General features: G+C 52.6%; 19 protein-coding genes and 2 pseudogenes. 8 read left to right on the top strand and 13 right to left on the bottom strand.

Annotation, left to right across the window (positions count from 1 at the left end; all coding sequences use genetic code 11):
* Positions 1 to 123 precede the first annotated feature (123 nt).
* The 3 genes and pseudogenes from E0L35_RS24685 to E0L35_RS24695 all read right to left on the bottom strand — a co-directional run bounded on the left by E0L35_RS24685 (position 124) and on the right by E0L35_RS24695 (position 1,760).
* A pseudogene (locus E0L35_RS24685) lies at positions 124 to 891 on the bottom strand (DUF2303 family protein).
* Entirely contained in the window at positions 891 to 1,250 is a 360-nt protein-coding gene (locus tag E0L35_RS24690; RefSeq protein ID WP_138801680.1) for a hypothetical protein, read from the bottom strand. The pseudogene E0L35_RS24685 and the gene E0L35_RS24690 overlap by 1 nt, the downstream one beginning before the upstream one ends.
* Positions 1,251 to 1,349: 99 nt before the next feature.
* Positions 1,350 to 1,760 (bottom strand): DUF3617 family protein, encoded by a 411-nt coding sequence (locus E0L35_RS24695; protein ID WP_138801681.1) that lies wholly within the window; start codon positions 1,758 to 1,760, stop codon positions 1,350 to 1,352.
* Positions 1,761 to 2,113: 353 nt separating this feature from the next.
* Here E0L35_RS24695 and E0L35_RS26760 point away from each other — a divergent pair.
* Together E0L35_RS26760 and E0L35_RS24700 are read left to right on the top strand one after the other, a co-directional pair.
* A pseudogene (locus tag E0L35_RS26760) lies at positions 2,114 to 2,268 on the top strand (IS4 family transposase); the annotation flags it as partial.
* Between the two features lie 325 nt (positions 2,269 to 2,593).
* Positions 2,594 to 3,604, top strand: coding sequence for a LacI family DNA-binding transcriptional regulator (locus E0L35_RS24700; protein WP_138801682.1), 1,011 nt, complete (start codon positions 2,594 to 2,596; stop codon positions 3,602 to 3,604).
* A 130-nt stretch (positions 3,605 to 3,734) separates the two neighbouring features.
* On the opposite strand, the gene tal is transcribed toward E0L35_RS24700, so the two are convergent.
* The 8 genes from tal to E0L35_RS24740 all read right to left on the bottom strand — a co-directional run bounded on the left by tal (position 3,735) and on the right by E0L35_RS24740 (position 11,650).
* Complete coding sequence (tal, locus tag E0L35_RS24705) at positions 3,735 to 4,688, bottom strand: transaldolase (protein ID WP_027959479.1); 954 nt, start codon at positions 4,686 to 4,688, stop codon at positions 3,735 to 3,737.
* Positions 4,689 to 4,854: 166 nt separating this feature from the next.
* Entirely contained in the window at positions 4,855 to 5,586 is a 732-nt protein-coding gene (locus E0L35_RS24710; RefSeq protein ID WP_138801683.1) for an SDR family oxidoreductase, read from the bottom strand.
* A 67-nt stretch (positions 5,587 to 5,653) separates the two neighbouring features.
* Positions 5,654 to 6,634 carry a ribose ABC transporter permease gene (locus tag E0L35_RS24715; protein ID WP_138801684.1) on the bottom strand — a complete coding sequence of 327 codons (981 nt, stop codon included), beginning with the start codon at positions 6,632 to 6,634 and terminating at the stop codon, positions 5,654 to 5,656.
* Positions 6,631 to 8,133, bottom strand: a complete 1,503-nt coding sequence (locus E0L35_RS24720) for a sugar ABC transporter ATP-binding protein (protein WP_138801685.1) — start codon at positions 8,131 to 8,133, stop codon at positions 6,631 to 6,633. The genes E0L35_RS24715 and E0L35_RS24720 overlap by 4 nt, the downstream gene beginning before the upstream one ends.
* Before the next feature lie 62 nt (positions 8,134 to 8,195).
* Entirely contained in the window at positions 8,196 to 9,134 is a 939-nt protein-coding gene (locus tag E0L35_RS24725) for an ABC transporter substrate-binding protein (protein ID WP_022523414.1), read from the bottom strand.
* A gap of 262 nt (positions 9,135 to 9,396) precedes the next feature.
* Positions 9,397 to 10,125 carry an SDR family oxidoreductase gene (locus E0L35_RS24730; RefSeq protein ID WP_022523415.1) on the bottom strand — a complete coding sequence of 243 codons (729 nt, stop codon included), beginning with the start codon at positions 10,123 to 10,125 and terminating at the stop codon, positions 9,397 to 9,399.
* A 406-nt stretch (positions 10,126 to 10,531) separates the two neighbouring features.
* Positions 10,532 to 10,942 carry a hypothetical protein gene (locus E0L35_RS24735; RefSeq protein WP_138801686.1) on the bottom strand — a complete coding sequence of 137 codons (411 nt, stop codon included), beginning with the start codon at positions 10,940 to 10,942 and terminating at the stop codon, positions 10,532 to 10,534.
* 204 nt (positions 10,943 to 11,146) lie between these two features.
* Complete coding sequence (locus tag E0L35_RS24740) at positions 11,147 to 11,650, bottom strand: hypothetical protein (RefSeq protein WP_138801687.1); 504 nt, start codon at positions 11,648 to 11,650, stop codon at positions 11,147 to 11,149.
* A gap of 260 nt (positions 11,651 to 11,910) precedes the next feature.
* Between E0L35_RS24740 and E0L35_RS24745 the strand changes: the two genes are divergently transcribed.
* From E0L35_RS24745 to E0L35_RS24765, 5 genes are all read left to right on the top strand, one after another.
* Positions 11,911 to 12,216 (top strand): hypothetical protein, encoded by a 306-nt coding sequence (locus tag E0L35_RS24745; RefSeq protein WP_138801688.1) that lies wholly within the window; start codon positions 11,911 to 11,913, stop codon positions 12,214 to 12,216.
* Between the two features lie 78 nt (positions 12,217 to 12,294).
* Positions 12,295 to 12,954, top strand: a complete 660-nt coding sequence (locus E0L35_RS24750; protein WP_249362186.1) for a metallophosphoesterase — start codon at positions 12,295 to 12,297, stop codon at positions 12,952 to 12,954.
* Entirely contained in the window at positions 12,951 to 13,472 is a 522-nt protein-coding gene (locus E0L35_RS24755; RefSeq protein WP_249362187.1) for a VRR-NUC domain-containing protein, read from the top strand. Before E0L35_RS24750 ends, E0L35_RS24755 begins: the two co-directional genes overlap by 4 nt.
* Positions 13,472 to 13,726 carry a hypothetical protein gene (locus E0L35_RS24760; RefSeq protein WP_052475752.1) on the top strand — a complete coding sequence of 85 codons (255 nt, stop codon included), beginning with the start codon at positions 13,472 to 13,474 and terminating at the stop codon, positions 13,724 to 13,726. Before E0L35_RS24755 ends, E0L35_RS24760 begins: the two co-directional genes overlap by 1 nt.
* On the top strand, positions 13,677 to 13,958 hold the full coding sequence (locus E0L35_RS24765) for a hypothetical protein (protein WP_138801690.1): 282 nt from the start codon (positions 13,677 to 13,679) through the stop codon (positions 13,956 to 13,958). The genes E0L35_RS24760 and E0L35_RS24765 overlap by 50 nt, the downstream gene beginning before the upstream one ends.
* 188 nt (positions 13,959 to 14,146) lie before the next feature.
* Here the strand turns inward: E0L35_RS24765 and E0L35_RS24770 are convergent, their stop codons facing one another.
* Positions 14,147 to 14,650, bottom strand: coding sequence for a hypothetical protein (locus E0L35_RS24770; protein WP_138801691.1), 504 nt, complete (start codon positions 14,648 to 14,650; stop codon positions 14,147 to 14,149).
* A gap of 63 nt (positions 14,651 to 14,713) precedes the next feature.
* On the opposite strand from E0L35_RS24770, the gene E0L35_RS26390 reads away from it, so the two are divergent.
* Complete coding sequence (locus E0L35_RS26390; RefSeq protein ID WP_171051228.1) at positions 14,714 to 14,977, top strand: hypothetical protein; 264 nt, start codon at positions 14,714 to 14,716, stop codon at positions 14,975 to 14,977.
* A 13-nt stretch (positions 14,978 to 14,990) separates the two neighbouring features.
* Here the strand turns inward: E0L35_RS26390 and E0L35_RS24780 are convergent, their stop codons facing one another.
* Positions 14,991 to 15,596, bottom strand: a complete 606-nt coding sequence (locus E0L35_RS24780) for a hypothetical protein (protein ID WP_138801692.1) — start codon at positions 15,594 to 15,596, stop codon at positions 14,991 to 14,993.
* Positions 15,597 to 15,783: the final 187 nt, after the last annotated feature.

A 15,783-nucleotide genomic window follows, 5' to 3' on the forward strand; every position in this document is an offset into this window, starting at 1 on the left:
CAGCACGTCTTTGAGACGCTACCCTCTCTCAACGACGATGACCTCAACACGCTACTGCCCTGGCAGTGGAAAGAGACCTTACCGGTCTAGGCAATGACTGCCTAGATGGGGTTATTGGAGCGCTTACCTTTCTGGTAAGCCATCCGTCACCAGCTTGGCGAACTCGGCGGCGACCTCTTCTTTGGCTGCGTCCAACGCGATAGCGCGTAAGCCAAATGATGGCCCGCCTTTGATCTTGCTCGATACACGCATTGCCAGCGTACGCTCTGTTAAGCCCTCGTAGGGAGTTAGCTTCCAATAGATAACTGCAGGCAAGCGTTCAGCGTTCTTCACGGTGACGCTGTTCATGACGCCAACGCGGCTGGAATGCTCCTGCTTTTCGCTCTCAATGTTGGTGAGATCTTCTAGACTGACTTTCCGGAAAGCGTGAATCACCTTGCTACGCTCAAGCGCTTCGCCTTAGCTGTTTTCAAACGCCAGCAGGTGGCTCCAATCTTCTACCAGCCCGACCATTTCCTCCTGGTCGAAGGTGCTGCCGTCGGCATTTAGGTAGGCAGTGAACTCTGGTGTTTTGGGCAGGTTCAGGGTGGCGGAATGATCGCAGTGGCCAGGGCGTTCAGTAATGCCGATATCCAGATAAGAGCATGCCGCCATGGCGTCGCGGTCGATGAATACAGGGGCTTCACTCTGGTGACCCGCCACATAGGCAATAAAGTCTTTCAGCCCCTTGGTTCTGAATTGCCCACGAAAGCGGCGGCGCTGGTCTTGGTACTTCTCCATATCCACCAGCTTGAAGTTATCGCCAACGATCAGCGCATGACCTTCGGCGGCTTCGGTACCGGTTTTGTGACTGGCTTCAATGTGCTGCAGGGCTTCTTTGGTAAAAGACATTAGTGCTTCTCCTGGTGCGGGTCTTTATCGCGGTGGGGGTGGCCGATCATGTCGAACTGGTTCTTAGGCTCTAGCGTCATTTCACCACCAGTGTTGACGCACATGACCGTTTCGGTGGTGTGTTCTTCCGACTGCGTGCCGTGTTCGGTCGGAATCTTGAAAGCCAGATTGTGGGTAACGCCGACCCGGGCACCTGAGCCAATGTTCTCGACTGTTAGATCAATCGACACTTTGGCTTTCTTTTTCGGGTTGTCCGTTGCCGACGCTACTGCATGGCTAAGGACTTTACCCAGGCGTTCAGCCAATACGCCGCCGTCCAAGTCCTCTAGGAACTTGGTCACATCGGTTGGGTGTGACATGGGAGTACTCTTAGAGTGGATGGGTGTGAATGGCAGGCATTAAAAAGGCCACCTCAATGGATGGCCTTTCTTCAGCGCGAATTAAACGATAATGCTGCGTTAGCAGTCTTCTGAAATCCAATGGTTTTCTTGGGTCGTTGTAATTGTTTCGCTACTAATCAGCTCGGTCTTGGAGGTAGTGTGTTCTTCGCTATGCTGCGTAATGGTGATATTAATCTCAACATCTTGATCACCGTATGAATTAGACGCAGAAGCATGAACTGTGTTGCCGCTCTGCGTGAACTCAACATCAGTAAATCCAGCCTCACTGAAGTCACTGCGAAATGCCGCTTCAGGGTCTTTAGCTTCCTCTTCTGTAATACATTGCTGATCGGTCATTTCCTGCGGCGTCTCACCACCAAGAGCATTGCTTTCAATGGTCTGTTCCCATAGACCTGGCTTCAATTCAAAAGCCCAAGCAGGCAGCGAAGCTGTTACCAGCAGTGTGGCAATTAGGCTCTTCCGTAGCATATTTCTCTCCAGTTATAAAAGGGGGAGGGCTAAGAATAGCTTAATTTAGTGCTTGCATGCGAATTGCCTCAATAAAGCAGTATTAAACAAGGAAACACTTAAGCGGCCAATTGCTCCATGGCATCGCTATAGCCAGACCAGTTATCGACGCCCATGGCTTCTAGGGCGCGCAGCTTGGCTTGATCGGCTAGCAGCTGGTCGTATTCAGCGCGGCTTATGGTGACCGTTTCCGGCTCTTGAGCTTGATCCGCGCCTATTCACTCGGGCTCATTTAGCTCGGCAGCGGCTGCTAGGCGTTCTTTCTCCAACGTTTGGCCGTGCGGATGGTGTGTCAAATGGAGTTGACGACAGACCTGATGGCCAGTACGCCTGACTATTCTCTAACGTTATTTGACCATGGGGTTTATTCGCTGAGACTGCTGCATGCGTGGCAGCAAGCAAGCAGCACCACTGGCTGATCCCATTACGAAAGGGAACACAGGATGAAGAAATCTACGCGTTGGGTCGTTAAGGTCGATTTGTTCGCCTGACGACATCGCCACAAGCGCGAGCGAAATGTGCCTTTTATGCCATTGAGTCACGTTGCACCAAACGAATAAACATTAAATTATCAGTTGGTTAGATTAAGTAGCAGCATAGCCTCGGTGTGTTGAAAACCGGCATAGGTTAATAGACTATTCAGGATTCGGATCCCTGTTGGTAGGTTATATCCATAAATCATCTCCATTTTCGTGAGCAGACCTTGCGTAGTATCCTTACGGCGCTGGTGCTGCTTCGTTGGGTAGAGCAGCGAGGGGCATATCAAAACGACAAAATTCACAACAGAGTAAAGTATGGTAAGTCGCCACAAGGTTACTATCACCGACATCGCCGAACATGTGGGCATGACCAATATGACGGTGTCGCGTGCCTTGAATAATCCTGACAAGGTGAAAGTAGCGACTCGGGAGAAGATCCTAGCCGCTGCGAAGGAGTTGGGGTATGTCCCTAATGCTTTCGCTAGCCATCTTCGGAGTCGTAAGAACCGGCTGATTGGCCTAGTCACAGCAAGCGTGGATAATCCCTTTTATAGCGAGGTGATCAAGGCAGTTTCTCGTGCGGCCGAGGAGCGTGACTACACCATCATTCTGATTGATACAGATGGCTCGCCACAGCGCGAGGAAGTGGCGATCGAAACCCTGCTCAGCTATCAGGTAGCCGGCATCATCCTTTCGCCCGTCTCAGACGCTGCCGCCTATCACCCCGCTTACCTTGATCGCTTGCGTGCTACCCGCTTACCAGTGGTTATGCTGGATCGTACCTTGAACGTATCCGACTTCAGCCGTGTGGTACTGGACAACCATCTTGCCGGGAGTCTGCTTGGTGAACTGCTTGTGAAGAAGGACATCCGCCGGGTGCTTGCGTTGACGGGGCCGCGTGACTCGCGGATCACCCAAGACCGGCTGATCGGCCTGAAGACAGCCTTTGACGTGGCGGGCGTCTCCTTAGTGTTGGAGCAGCGCCCCGGGGACTACACCTTGCAACCGGCCTATCGCGATATGGCCGATTACCTACGCCAGGGCAAACTCCCCGAAGCCGTGTTTGGGTTCAATCAGCTGATTACTTTGGGCGCCATGCGTGCCCTGCATGATGCACGTGTGTCTCGGGACGATGTGATGGTATTGGGGGTCGACCGTTTGCCTTATGCTGATATCTTCGAGGTGTCAGTGCCTTGTGCTGCGCATGACACCTACCGGTTAGGGCACGAGGCATTTCGCATACTCTTTGAACAGATTGAGGATCCCATGGCCGCCGGCCGTGAGGTCGTGATCTCCGCCACACTTATATCCTCCGGCGGTAACTGATAGTCATCAGCTTTCGTCGTGCATCATACCCTCGGAGAGCACGAAGCGGTGGCGGTTGGCCCATAGCGGGTTGGCCGGACTTGGCGTAAGGATTCCCAATCGGCGGCTAGTTGCAGTTCAGGTTACGAGCTCAGAGAGTCGCCAAACGGTCGGCGATCAGTTCCTCCAGGCGTTCCTGATCATCGGCGAAGCGCCGTATCCCCTCGGCCAGTTTGTCATTGGCCATGGCATCCTTGTTGTGATCCCAACGGAAGGCGGACTCTGAGAGTGGGGTAGGACGAGGGCCACCGTTGCGTGTCATTAACACCTTGGGTTCCACCGCGCCCGTTGCGGTAGCGAGTTCCTCAAGCAGCGTAGGTGAGATGGTTAGTCGGGGACAGCCGGCGAGCGCCAGCACCTGGTCGACAGTGCGAAAGCTCGCGCCCATCACCACGGTGTCGAAGCCGCCCTGGCTGACCCGTTCGCAGACGCCGCGTACGAATTGCACCCCAGGGTCGTTCTCGGGGGGGAAATTCTGGCCAGTCTCCTTTTTGTACCAGTCAGTGACACGGCCGACGAACGGTGAGACGAGGAAAACGCCAGCATCGAAACAAGCTTTGGCCTGGGCGTCGCTGAACAGCAGCGTCAGGTTGCAGTTGATGCCCTCTTTCTCCAGCACCTCGGCGGCGCAGATGCCTTCCCAGGTTGATGCCAGCTTGATCAGCACTCGATCCTTGGACACGCCGCGTTGCTCGTAGAGCTCGATCAGCTCATGGGCCTTGCGTATGCTGGCCTGGGTGTCGAAGGACAGCTTGGCGGCTACCTCGGTGGAAACACGGCCGGGCACCAGTTTGGCGATCTCGCTACCCATGGCCACGGCAAGGCGATCTACGGCATGCGCTTCTCGCCGGCCGTTATCCTCGGACTTGACCGCCGCGAGTTCCTGATCGATCAGTGCCTGGTAGCCCGGCAGATCGAAAGCCTTGAGGATTAGCGAGGGATTGGTGGTGGCATCATGGGGTTGATAGCGTTTGATGGCGTCAAGGTCGCCGGTGTCTGCGACCACCATAGAGTGCTGACGAAGGGCGTCGAGTCGTTGGGTCATGAAGTATCTTCCTCGAATAAGTGGTCGGTTATGTAAGGCATAGGGATGGGTGTTCAGCCGTAATGGCCTGGTCATAGGCAGCGACGCGGTCGGGTTCGGGGTTCTCGTCAAGAGGCTCTGAGCACCACAGTCCACACCGATATACATGTCAGGTTCCTTTTTGGGGCTAGTGAGACGTGAAGCCTCCATCGACCGGCAGGCAGGCTCCGCTGATCATCGACGCGGCCGGGCTGAGAAGGAAGGCAACCGGAAGGGCGACTTCCCTGGGAGTGGCAAAGCGCCCTAGGGGAATGGCGGCCAGCATCGGGTTGCGCTTGGCGGGATCGGCCCAGGCACGTTCGGCCATGGGGGTCAGGGTCACCGTCGGGTTGACACTGTTGACGCGGATGCCTTTGGAACCCAGCTCGAGGCACAGCACACGAGTCATGGCATCCATGGCTGCTTTAGACGCGCAATAGCCTAGGTGGCCGGGCAGAGCGGCCATGGATGCTTGGCTTGAGACATTGACAATGCTGCCCTGACGGCCGTGCGCGATCATGTGGCGAGCCGCTTCCCGTGCCACCACGGCACTGGCAGTGACGTTCGTGTTCATAATGTTCTCGATATCTTTCGCCTTGAAATCCAAGACATCGTCGAGGATCGAGATACCGGCACAATTGACCAGGCCATCGAGGACGGGCATCTCGGCGAAGGCCACGACAACCGCGGCCTCATCGGTGATGTCTACGGCCAAGGTGCGTGCCCCCAGCTCTTTCTCGAGTGTGGCTAGCTGATCCCGGTTGCGACCAAACAGCACCAGTTCGGCACCGAGTTCAGCCAGAGACCGCGCGATATCGAGGCCGATGCCGCTGGTCGCTCCCGTAACGAGGATGCGTTGGTTGTGGAGTTCGAAGTTCATGATGTGGCGTCACTCGCTCGATTTGTGGTTGGCATTTAGCCGATGCATGATCGGCATGAGCAGGGTCTCAGGGAGTCCGCTTGCGGCTAATGTAGATCGCCAACAGGATAATCAGGCCCTTGATAACGTTTTGAAGGTAGGGCGATACCCCCATCAGGTTAAGGCCGTTGTTGAGCACGCCAAGTAGCATGGCGCCTACCAGTGTGCCTAGAATCATTCCTCGCCCACCGGTGATAGCGGCGCCGCCCAGTACTACGGCGGCGATGGCGTCGAGCTCGAAGCCGATCCCGGCGTTGGGTTGGCCGCTCATCAACCGAGAGGTCAAGATCAACCCGGCAATGGCCGCAGTCATGCCACTCAGGGTGTAGACCAGCAACTTGTAGCGGGACACTCGGATACCGGATAGCCGAGTCGCTTCCTCATTGCCGCCAATGGCATACAGGTAGCGTCCGGTCGCAGTATGGTGGAGCAGCAAAAAGCCGAGTGCGTAGACGCTGATCATGATCAGTATCGGGGTTTCGATGCCGGCCAAGCTGCCGCGACCAAAGAAGGCAAATTCCGGGGGGAGGCCGGAAATTGGGTAGCCTCCGGTGTATATCAAGCCAAGCCCGCGGGCAATCCCCATGGTGGCCAAAGTGACGATGATGGGTGGCATGCCGGCAAAAGCAACAAAAAAGCCATTGAAAGCTCCGAAGCCTGCACCTACCAATACGCCTAGTAGGATGGCTAGCGACGGAGGAACCCCCGCCACCATCAGCCCAGCCATTACCGTTCCCGACAAGGCCAGTACCGGGCCCACGGAGAGGTCGATGCCGCCGGTGAGAATAGCTAGGCTCATCCCCACAGCTATGATGGCGATGATCGAGGTCTGACGCACTAGATTGGCTTGGTTGCTTATGGTTAGAAAGTTGTCGTTGATGGTCGACATGGCAATGAAAACGACGATGAAACCGATCAGTGGGTAGAAGATTGGAGTACGGCGCCAACTGGCCAGCCGTATCTTGAGGGACTGGTGGGTGTTGCTGGGTATTGAGTCGAGCTGGCTCATGAGCTGAGTCCCCCCGTGGCGTGATGCATGATGGATTGTGAATTGAGATCGTTGCCTTGTAGTTCGGCGGAGATCTGTCCCTGGTAGAAGACCGCTGCGCGATCACATAGGCCAAGAATTTCCGGGAGTTCGGACGAAATCATGATTATCGACACGCCTCGGGCGGTGAGCTCTTTCATTAAGGCGTAGATCTCTGACTTGGCGCCGACGTCAATGCCGCGGGTGGGCTCATCGAAGATCAGCACCTTACACTGGTGGCCCAGCCAGCGGGCGATAACAACCTTCTGCTGGTTGCCGCCGCTGAGATTGCCCACTGGGGTTTCGGGGCTGGGAGCCTTGACGCGGACTGCCTTCATCAGATCGGCGGCAGTACTGGACTCTTGGCGGCGCTTGATCAGTGGCAAAGCACTCTGAAATTGTGTCAGATTGTTCAGGGTGATGTTTTCGCGACACGAGAACGGCAGGATTAATCCCTGGATCTTTCGGCTTTCCGGTAGGAGGCCGATCCCCTGCTTCAGGGCGGTGGCGGGGTGTAGGAGTTTAGTTGGCTTGCCCTCCATAAGGATTTTGGCATGCACGGGGCGCGTCGCACCGATCAGCCCCATAGCCAGTTCTGTGCGGCCCGACCCCACTAAGCCAGCAAAGCCGAGGATCTCGCCGCGGTAGAGCTTCAATGAGTGTTCGGGGCCATTGACATCAAGGCGCAGGGATTCAATGTCTAATACCACATCGTTATAATCGGCATCGCTACGCTGTTCGGGATAAAGATTCTCAACACGGCGGCCGACCATTTTCTCGATTAGGTCGTCGGGGGTAGTCGAGACGACGTCGCAGTCGTCGACCTTCTCACCGTCACGCATCACGGTGACACGATCACAGATGGTGAATATCTCTTCCATGTGGTGTGATATGAATACCATGCCGACCTGTTGCTCGCGCAGTTTTCGCATGATGGTGAACAGGTGATCTGCTTCGCTAGGCGTGAGGGTTGCTGTCGGCTCGTCGAGGATCAGGATGCGCGCTTTTAGTGACAGGGCCTTGGCGATCTCGATGAATTGCTGGTCGGCGACACTCAAGTCGGCGATGGGGCGGTCTAAGGGGATCGAGACCTTGAGGCGGTCTAGCAGGTGCTGCGCCTCGGCGATCATGCTGCGCCGGTCTCGCAGCCCGAATCTGTTACGCAATTCGCGCCCAAGGAAGATATTATCCACGGCGTCCAGATCGGGGATCAGGCTGAATTCCTGGAAGATGATACCGATGCCCGCGTTGAGGGCGTCTTGGTAGCCATGGAAATTGCATACCTCGCCATTGATGTTGATCTCACCTTCATCTTGTCGGTAGATGCCGCAGAGAATTTTCATCAGAGTCGACTTGCCGGCCCCGTTTTCGCCAAGCAGAGCATGCACCTCGCCAGCATGGACATCGAGCGATACATCCGTGAGGGCCCTCACCCCGGGAAATGACTTCGAGATGTGTCTCAGGGAAAGTAATGGAGTCATAGGGATACCCTCGTGTGCCGCCCGTAGGGGGCAGCACACGTCATCATCGTCGGTGGGAGGGGTTACCAGCTAAAATCAGCGGCCTTGTCGCGGTCGATCAGTTGTACGTCGATGGGAATTTCCGCGGGCGCAGTTTCTGCACCCCAGTGCTTAGCCAGCGCCAGGCCGAGCCCTACACGCACCATGTCTGCGGGATATTGCGCTGAGGTGGCGATGAACGGGGAATCAGCCTTCTGGATCTCTGCAACTGCCTCGGGATGACCATCGACGCTGACCAGCTTGATGTCCTGGCCACTGGCCTCAATGGCTATCAGAGCGCCCAGCGCGCCGATATCGTTGACGCTGAAGAGACCATTTAGATCCGGGTTTGCCTGGATGATGTTCTCGGTGACTGTCATCGCATGGGTACGCTCCTGACGGCCATTCTGTTTGGTTACGATCTCGATGCCATCGTACTCATTAAGCGCGTCGGTGCAGCCTTCAATACGTTGCAGGATCGGCACAACCGGAATGCCATCCAGTAGGGCTACCTGACCTTCACCATCGAGTTGTTGGGCTAGGTATTCGCAGGCTAAGTAGCCGGCGTCATAGTTCTTGGAACCCACGAAGCCATCCACTGGGCCCTCTGCCTGGGCATCGATCGCGACCGTGGTGACGCCTGCTTCTCGGGCAGACAACACCGCCGTTTCAACCCCGACGGAGTCGGCAGGGTTGAGCAGCAGGATATCGATGCCACGTTGGATCATGTCCTCTACGTCGCTGACCTGCTTGGAGACATCGTGGCGTGCATCGGTGACAATCACCTCAGCCCCCAGGCTCTCTGCGGCGGTCTCGAGTGCCTCCTGCATGGTCACAAAATACTCGTTGTTGAGCTCCTGGAAGGACATGCCGATTGTCAGAGTATGCTCATCGGCTGCTGCGGTTCCTGCTACAAAGGCGGCTGCGCAGGCGGCGACAAGAGCCGTTTTGCGAAAATTTGCGGTGATCTTATTAATTTTCATTGTTAACTCCGTGATTGTTATTGTTTCTCTTAAAGGTTTTTCAATGTTGACAAAGCTCTTAATGTTAACGTCAACAATTTGAAGACTATGTGCCCTTTAGAGGTTGGTCAACGGTCATACGACCAATGTCTATTCCTCTAGGATTTTACAAATGATCAAAGCGTTCATGCGAAGTGTTTATTCAAAACTGTAAGAGGTTGTAAGGCTGGTTGATCTGATTAAGCTAAAGAAACACCTTAATAGTTGCTGGATTGAATACTTCCTACATATCAAAGTTGCTAGGCAAAACAACCATATCTCGGATGGTTACATTTCGGGGGCGAGTAAGCATGAACATAATCGCATCAGATACATCCGTTGGTTCGATAATGCTGCCGGATTCTTTTGCCTTGCGTAGATTTTCTTCTGGCCAATCGGCGAGCAATGCACTATTTACAGGCCCGGGAGACACCGACGCCATGCGGATACCGTGCTTGTTGATCTGACGACGAGTAGTCTGAACGAAGCTATTGATGGCCCACTTGGAGGAAGCATAGACTGGCTCCCAGGGAACCGGAAAGTGCCCCGCAACGGAGCTTGTCACCATAATATCGCCCGTGCGACGTTCGATCATGTAGGGTAAGACGTTATGGACATTTTTAATCACCACATTAACATTGAGGTTCAGCATTCTGTCGATGGCGGCAGGGGAGGTGTCGATCAAATCGCCGCCGATATAACTACCCGCATTAGCATGAAAGATATCTAACTGTCCTGCCTTCTCTAAGATTTGTGAGAGGAGAGTGTCGCAGTCCTGTGGGTCAAGTAGGTCAATAACTAGGGGAAATGCAGCTTCGCCAAGTTCTTCACAGATGGTTTTCAGCGCAGCCTCATCTCTATCAATCATGACCACTTTGGCACCAGCGTCAATCATGGCCTTGGTAGTGGCAAGCCCGATACCTGATGCTGCGCCAGTAACGGCAGCAACTTTTCCAGTGAGTTCATTGGTCATCTTATAATCTCCTATATTCAGGTTCCTCGATTGACGAGGCCGTTTGGTTTCTGGAGTGGCTTGTGAATGATCCCGAGGTGTATCTGATGAGCAGGATCAACTTTTGTGCTTACTCGTCCCTGATTCATCTCCAAGGCACATGCCTAGTGGACTGAAATCCTTTATGTTGACGTCAACATTTCTAAAGCTATTCTCTATTTGAAAACGAATCAATGGGATTAAGACCAATGTCTAGGCTTTGGTATTTTGAAGAGGTGGAGCTAATCAATGACCCGAGAGTTGCCGTTGATCAGCATATGTCGATGTTTTTCTATGGGTGGGTGGTGCGGCAATTACCACTGTAACGGGCACTGGCGTGGCTTACTATTCCCGAGCAAGCGTCCGAGGGACTGATGCAGATCAACTGTCATTCATGCGGTTGAATGAGTGCTTGGTAATCCGCCTTGGGCAGTGCCTGCAGGTTCATATACGACACGTGAACGGCCATTTCTGTCAGTGTGAACGTCGCCAGCTCATCAATGAGAGAAAGGGCAAGGTCGTAGCTGGAGAGGCTGGTGGCAATCCCCGGTGTCCAGTGGTGAGCTTTGATGGCGCGGGCTATTAGTACATCTCGATCAGAGCCGAGGGGGAACGCAGCGCCCTGGTAGGCGTCACGCCAGTGGTCGCAATAACAAGCAACGACAAACTCTCGGAAAGTGTTAACCAGCATTTTGTGCAGTGCTTCGAGGTTTTCGACGCCCGACTCTGGCAGATTGCTGTATTCCCGCTGCATCTGCTCGAGCTGATCCCAGCGCTTGTGGTAGGCGGCCTTGTCCAACGCTTTCCCCTTATCATCCCTAGTTTAGAAGCCACCAATATAGCGATATTGGGTGACTTTGCTCAATTCTTCTTTGGCCTGAGGCTGGGCTTTCTATTTCTGGGAATTGCTATGATAAAGGCTCCGCCTATTCACCGATATCACATGGGAAGTAATGCAATGCTCCCCAAGCGATGGAGGGTAATGTTCGTTTTAAATCAAGCTCTAAGTGATCAGCTTCAATAAGCGTTCCCACTTGTTGAGAACAACCACTCCTTTTGTGCGCCCGAGCTGCACACAGGTATCGTTAAAAGCAGGCCTACGAAGGCCTTCTATATCGGGGAAGTCGATCAAAGCGATCCTGCACGTTTCACATTCGTATTCTTCAAAGCTGTAAGCAGCTTTCTTCATGTAGAGCCTCTGAAAGCGTCGCCTTGCCTTGCGACATTGAGCTGCGTGCTTTTTGGGATCTATTACAAAATCCAGCATGGTACTTACTGCAACAATGACACCACTGGTAGCGGTCAAAACCGTGTGCTCAGTGATCACTCCTGCAAAAGCAGCACTACCGCCAAAAAGACTGGTGAACGTGAACACGTTGGACATCCTGCTAAAAAGTCTTTGCTGCAGTTGCATGTACCTAACCATGTAACAGGTGCCATCAATAGCCTCCTCGAACGACATTGGGTCGTGCCTTTCAGGAATACTGGGAAGGCTTACATCTTTCATGTCATTAAATCCCTACTAGGAGCGTATGCAGACTTCGTCTTCAGGAAAGTCTGGATCATCAGGAAAACGAGGTTCTGGTCTGGGAATCCTGATCGGTGGAACACATGGGATTTGGCCCGGTGGATCCCATTCTCCTGCTTGGCATCTCTTTTGAAATTTCATCGTGTCTCTCCGTTACAGAATGTTAAGGAGGGGGTGGTTATTTCTAGTTTAGGACTGGTTTTAAAAAACCGCCTAATGTTTGTGGCCGGAGGTACTCCATGACCGAGAAAGGTGGGCAGCAGGCGCGTCGTGCCGCGTTATTGTGCCAAAACGTGCGATTTGGTTTGTACCTCGATTGCCGCCGCCGTCAGGCAAAAGCGCTTGAATATCGGCAATTGCCCGATGGTACCCACAGCCTGGAGGATTGCGCTGATTTCATCCGTCATTCGTGTGGCATCCAAAGCGGCGCCGAGCTGGATCATAACGAGCGGGCGAGGGCCATGCTGGAACGGGTCGTCGCTGACTACCAGCGTTGGGAGCGCCAGCAACGGATTCTTGACCAGATCGCTGGGGGGATGGCGTGAAGGGTTCAGAGGCGGAAGGGTTTGGGAGGTGATTTATCATCGTTTTATGGATTGGGAACTCGATCGGGAGCTAGGGCTATGAGCTTGATTCAAAAGCACGGCCAGAACATGGATGGAAGAGATTTTATCATTGGTGATATTCATGGGCAGTACGACCTGCTGCTTGAGTCCATGGCGCGCGTTGACTTCGATAAGTCAAAGGATCGGTTATTTTGTGTAGGTGACTTGATCGACCGGGGGGTGGATTCTTTCGAGTGCTTATCGCTAGCCTTTGAGCCTTGGTTTTTTGGCGTGCGTGGCAATCACGAGATGTTGGCCATTGATGCGCTTGAGAATGGGGGAAGCGCTGAAGACCTTTGGATGATCAACGGCGGCACCTGGGCGATAACTGAGAATATGATCGAAGTCCGGCAAATTCTTCGTGAGGCGCTGAAGTATCTGCCTTACGCCCGCCAGATAGATGTTTTGGGGCAGCAGGTTGGCATCGTTCATGCCGAGCCGCCTGCGGACTGGTCTCAGGTTGAGATGGCGGATGATGTAGGCAAAGTGGAAATGGTATGGGGCCGGACTCGTATAAAGAGTAGGGACACGACGCCAGTGGTCGGCATTGATGCCGTAGTGGTCGGGCACACCATTCTTGAGCAACCAACTTGGCTGGGCAATGTGTTCTATATCGACACCGGTGCCTTTAATACGGGCCGGTTGACGTTGATCAATGCCCGGGAGGTGTTGGTATGAGCTGGCGCCAGCAAGCCCCGCCCAAAAAGCTACGCCGCCCTCGAGCACTGACCAAAAGCGGCGCGCCCCGGGCAAAGCCTGTTGATTGGGAAGGGCAGGAGCAATCGGTGCTCATCCGCTGGCTGTATGGCGAGAAGATGCGCGGCCATCCGGTAGGTGAGTTGTTTGATGCCACCTTCCATGTGCCCAACGGTGGCCACCGCAATAAGAAAACCGCGAGCGACCTCAAACGTCAGGGCGTAAAGGCAGGCGTTAGCGATCTCCCCGTTCGTCAGGCCCGCGGCGGTTGGTTTGGCCTGTACCTGGAGTTCAAGGCCACCCCGCCCAAGGATGCGCCGTTAGCCGATAGCCAATTCAAGTGGCTGGAAGATAGCGAGTACGAAGGATATTGCGCGGTGCTGGCGCTAGGGCTTGAGGAGGCAAAAGCAGTGCTCAGGGAATACGCTAGTTGGCCCCGTACGCAAATAACCGGCGAACGGCTGGCGCTGGAGAGTGGTGCCGAGTGGAGGAATGGGTGATGACACAGCAGAAGGGGAGCAACATGCAGTTTGATGATTGGAAACGAGTCGCAAACCCCTGGCGTGTCGTTGAGGCGGCGAAGAGTGATGAACGAGCGCGTGATGCTGCCGTGTCCCGCATCATTGACACCATGCTGGAGCTGCAGCTTGATTACCGTCATGAGAACCCTGGATACCAGCCGTTCAGTGTGACGGCTTTGGCGGGTGAAGTACCTGGCCGCGCTGCGCTACCACCCTCAAAGCGAGTGGCATAAAGCCTGCGGCGTACTGCTCGATCAACTGCCCAAACGCCAGGCTGCGGCGATGCTGATGCAGGCCGACCGCATCCGTCCGGATAAGATGGGTCATAGCATTTGGATGGTGACTGCCAGACAGATGGTGGAGCGGCAGGAGGTGTTGCTTAGGGCGCTTGGGCTAAATGAGGGATTGAGACATTTTGAGAGTGTCAATGCTTTGCAGCATGCTGCGCGTCGCGCTCGATTTTAGCTATTCAATTGGATTTTATCTTCGGAATAATTTGTGTGAATTGAAAGTATGCCAGTAATTATTTAGTTTAATAATTATATATAGATTTACGCAGGCCAAAAATACATAAATATTCATTTATTGTTTTGATATTTGAAGCCTGCGTTCATTTTTGTCTTTTAGATTTTATTAAATCCCCCAGAACAATACTAATCAGAATCGGCCAGTGCGTCATAGGTGGCTCTTTGCCAAGAGTTCTGGTGCACATCAGCACAACTATCCGCTTTCTCTCGTAGGTGATTGCTTATTAATTTCTTGGCACTTTTGCTTTTGGACATATTTCTTAATGAAAATCTTAGGTTAAGCATCTCTTCCGCTGCTTGAGATTTATATATTCCATTAAGTCTAAAAAAGTCAAAATGCTTTCGGATACGATCAGATTTTATTGCATCCCAAGCAGCTGGTGGGGTGACAAAAAAACGTAATGATGGAGGTGTCGTTTCATTTACTTCTGCATAAAGCCATCTCTCTTCAACCTCATCGAAGTACGGGTGGATTAGTTGCTCTTTCTCGGAGCTTGGAATATATGTAAGCTTTTTTTTGTTGCAATCACCACATGCTGGAACAAGATTTAGCGCTGTTAGCCCAAGTTCGGAAAATTCGCTAATAGGAAGGTAGTGATCTAACTGTCCGACTGTTCCTTGAGCGCACATTAGAAACCATTGATGACGATATAGGCGCCAGCACCGGGGCCCTCGAACCATTGGGAGAACAAGATGCGAAAGCAGGTGACTGGCTTGATAGCGATCTGCCTGATGGGATTGTTGACTGGGTGCGCGAGCTTCAGCGATCAGGCAATGCCACTGGAGTGCAACAGCCCCCAGGTGCCGGCACATCTAACCAATGAGCTGCCAGCGCCTACGTGGATCTTACAGAGCAATAAGGGGCTACTGCTGTTGCTCGCTGAATATGAGGCGCTACGCCGCCGATTCAATGCTGATCGGGCGGCAGTGGTGGAAATTTTAATGAGCCAAGATTGAATTTATTCTTACATTATTGACTTAATTCAATAAGGCTCTGCTCTCTTATTAAAGTTGATTGTATTTTGGCAATGATGATAACTGTGATAACAAAAAAGCATGACAGATAGTTGAAGAGGTTTTGGATGTTCTGATATTCTTCTTTTAAGAATATTGCAGTTATCATTAAGCACCATATCATTAAGGCAGCTATTACTGCTGTTGTCATTCCTAAATAAGAATAGAAATCTATGCATCTTTTTGTGGGTGACATAAGGATGGATAAAGGCTTGCTTCTTTTGCTTTCGAATTTATTGTTTTCGAATTTAATATTAAGTCTTGATTTGTGGAAGTTTTCTAAATTTATAGCACTCTTCTCTCTTTCAATTATAAGTGCAACAGCTTTAATTGGCATTGGCCAACCAAATTTAGCAAAAATTGAATTTTCAAAAAGTGCTCTGTCAGATGCACAGTTTTGATTGTTTTTATATATGCGATATTTATTGATAATGTTTTCAAATTCTTCGCGTTTTATTCTTGAGTAAAATCCAGGAGTAAGCATGTTTTTAACCCAAAACGTAGCTGCCGCAATAGCTATTGTTCCAATGCCGCCTAAAATAAAATTTATTATAACTGTCATTTGTTTCTCCTGCTGTTGGGTTGATCTAATGCTATCGGCTTAAAATTAGATTTCTTTAATCCTGGATTCATAGAATAACCGCAGCACTTTGGATCACACAGTAGAGGAAGGAGGGCCAGCGCCGGTACCCTCTCGACTTTACCGACCAAAGTGAAGCAGAGCATGGGATACCGACAGCTGACCCAGG

The organism is Halomonas sp. ATBC28 (assembly GCF_005937175.1).
In the GTDB taxonomy this organism is placed as follows: Bacteria; Pseudomonadota; Gammaproteobacteria; order Pseudomonadales; family Halomonadaceae; genus Vreelandella; species Vreelandella titanicae.

Excerpts from the sequence above, each read along its gene's own strand:
- E0L35_RS24690 (WP_138801680.1), bottom strand. The coding sequence starts at position 1,250 with ATGTCACACCCAACCGATGTGACCAAGTTCCTAGAGGACTTGGACGGC.
- E0L35_RS24695 (WP_138801681.1), bottom strand. The coding sequence starts at position 1,760 with ATGCTACGGAAGAGCCTAATTGCCACACTGCTGGTAACAGCTTCGCTG.
- E0L35_RS24700 (WP_138801682.1), top strand. The coding sequence starts at position 2,594 with ATGGTAAGTCGCCACAAGGTTACTATCACCGACATCGCCGAACATGTG.
- tal (WP_027959479.1), bottom strand. The coding sequence starts at position 4,688 with ATGACCCAACGACTCGACGCCCTTCGTCAGCACTCTATGGTGGTCGCA.
- E0L35_RS24710 (WP_138801683.1), bottom strand. The coding sequence starts at position 5,586 with ATGAACTTCGAACTCCACAACCAACGCATCCTCGTTACGGGAGCGACC.
- E0L35_RS24715 (WP_138801684.1), bottom strand. The coding sequence starts at position 6,634 with ATGAGCCAGCTCGACTCAATACCCAGCAACACCCACCAGTCCCTCAAG.
- E0L35_RS24720 (WP_138801685.1), bottom strand. The coding sequence starts at position 8,133 with ATGACTCCATTACTTTCCCTGAGACACATCTCGAAGTCATTTCCCGGG.
- E0L35_RS24725 (WP_022523414.1), bottom strand. The coding sequence starts at position 9,134 with ATGAAAATTAATAAGATCACCGCAAATTTTCGCAAAACGGCTCTTGTC.
- E0L35_RS24730 (WP_022523415.1), bottom strand. The coding sequence starts at position 10,125 with ATGACCAATGAACTCACTGGAAAAGTTGCTGCCGTTACTGGCGCAGCA.
- E0L35_RS24740 (WP_138801687.1), bottom strand. The coding sequence starts at position 11,650 with ATGAAAGATGTAAGCCTTCCCAGTATTCCTGAAAGGCACGACCCAATG.
- E0L35_RS24745 (WP_138801688.1), top strand. The coding sequence starts at position 11,911 with ATGACCGAGAAAGGTGGGCAGCAGGCGCGTCGTGCCGCGTTATTGTGC.
- E0L35_RS24750 (WP_249362186.1), top strand. The coding sequence starts at position 12,295 with ATGAGCTTGATTCAAAAGCACGGCCAGAACATGGATGGAAGAGATTTT.
- E0L35_RS24755 (WP_249362187.1), top strand. The coding sequence starts at position 12,951 with ATGAGCTGGCGCCAGCAAGCCCCGCCCAAAAAGCTACGCCGCCCTCGA.
- E0L35_RS24760 (WP_052475752.1), top strand. The coding sequence starts at position 13,472 with ATGACACAGCAGAAGGGGAGCAACATGCAGTTTGATGATTGGAAACGA.
- E0L35_RS24770 (WP_138801691.1), bottom strand. The coding sequence starts at position 14,650 with ATGTGCGCTCAAGGAACAGTCGGACAGTTAGATCACTACCTTCCTATT.
- E0L35_RS26390 (WP_171051228.1), top strand. The coding sequence starts at position 14,714 with ATGCGAAAGCAGGTGACTGGCTTGATAGCGATCTGCCTGATGGGATTG.
- E0L35_RS24780 (WP_138801692.1), bottom strand. The coding sequence starts at position 15,596 with ATGACAGTTATAATAAATTTTATTTTAGGCGGCATTGGAACAATAGCT.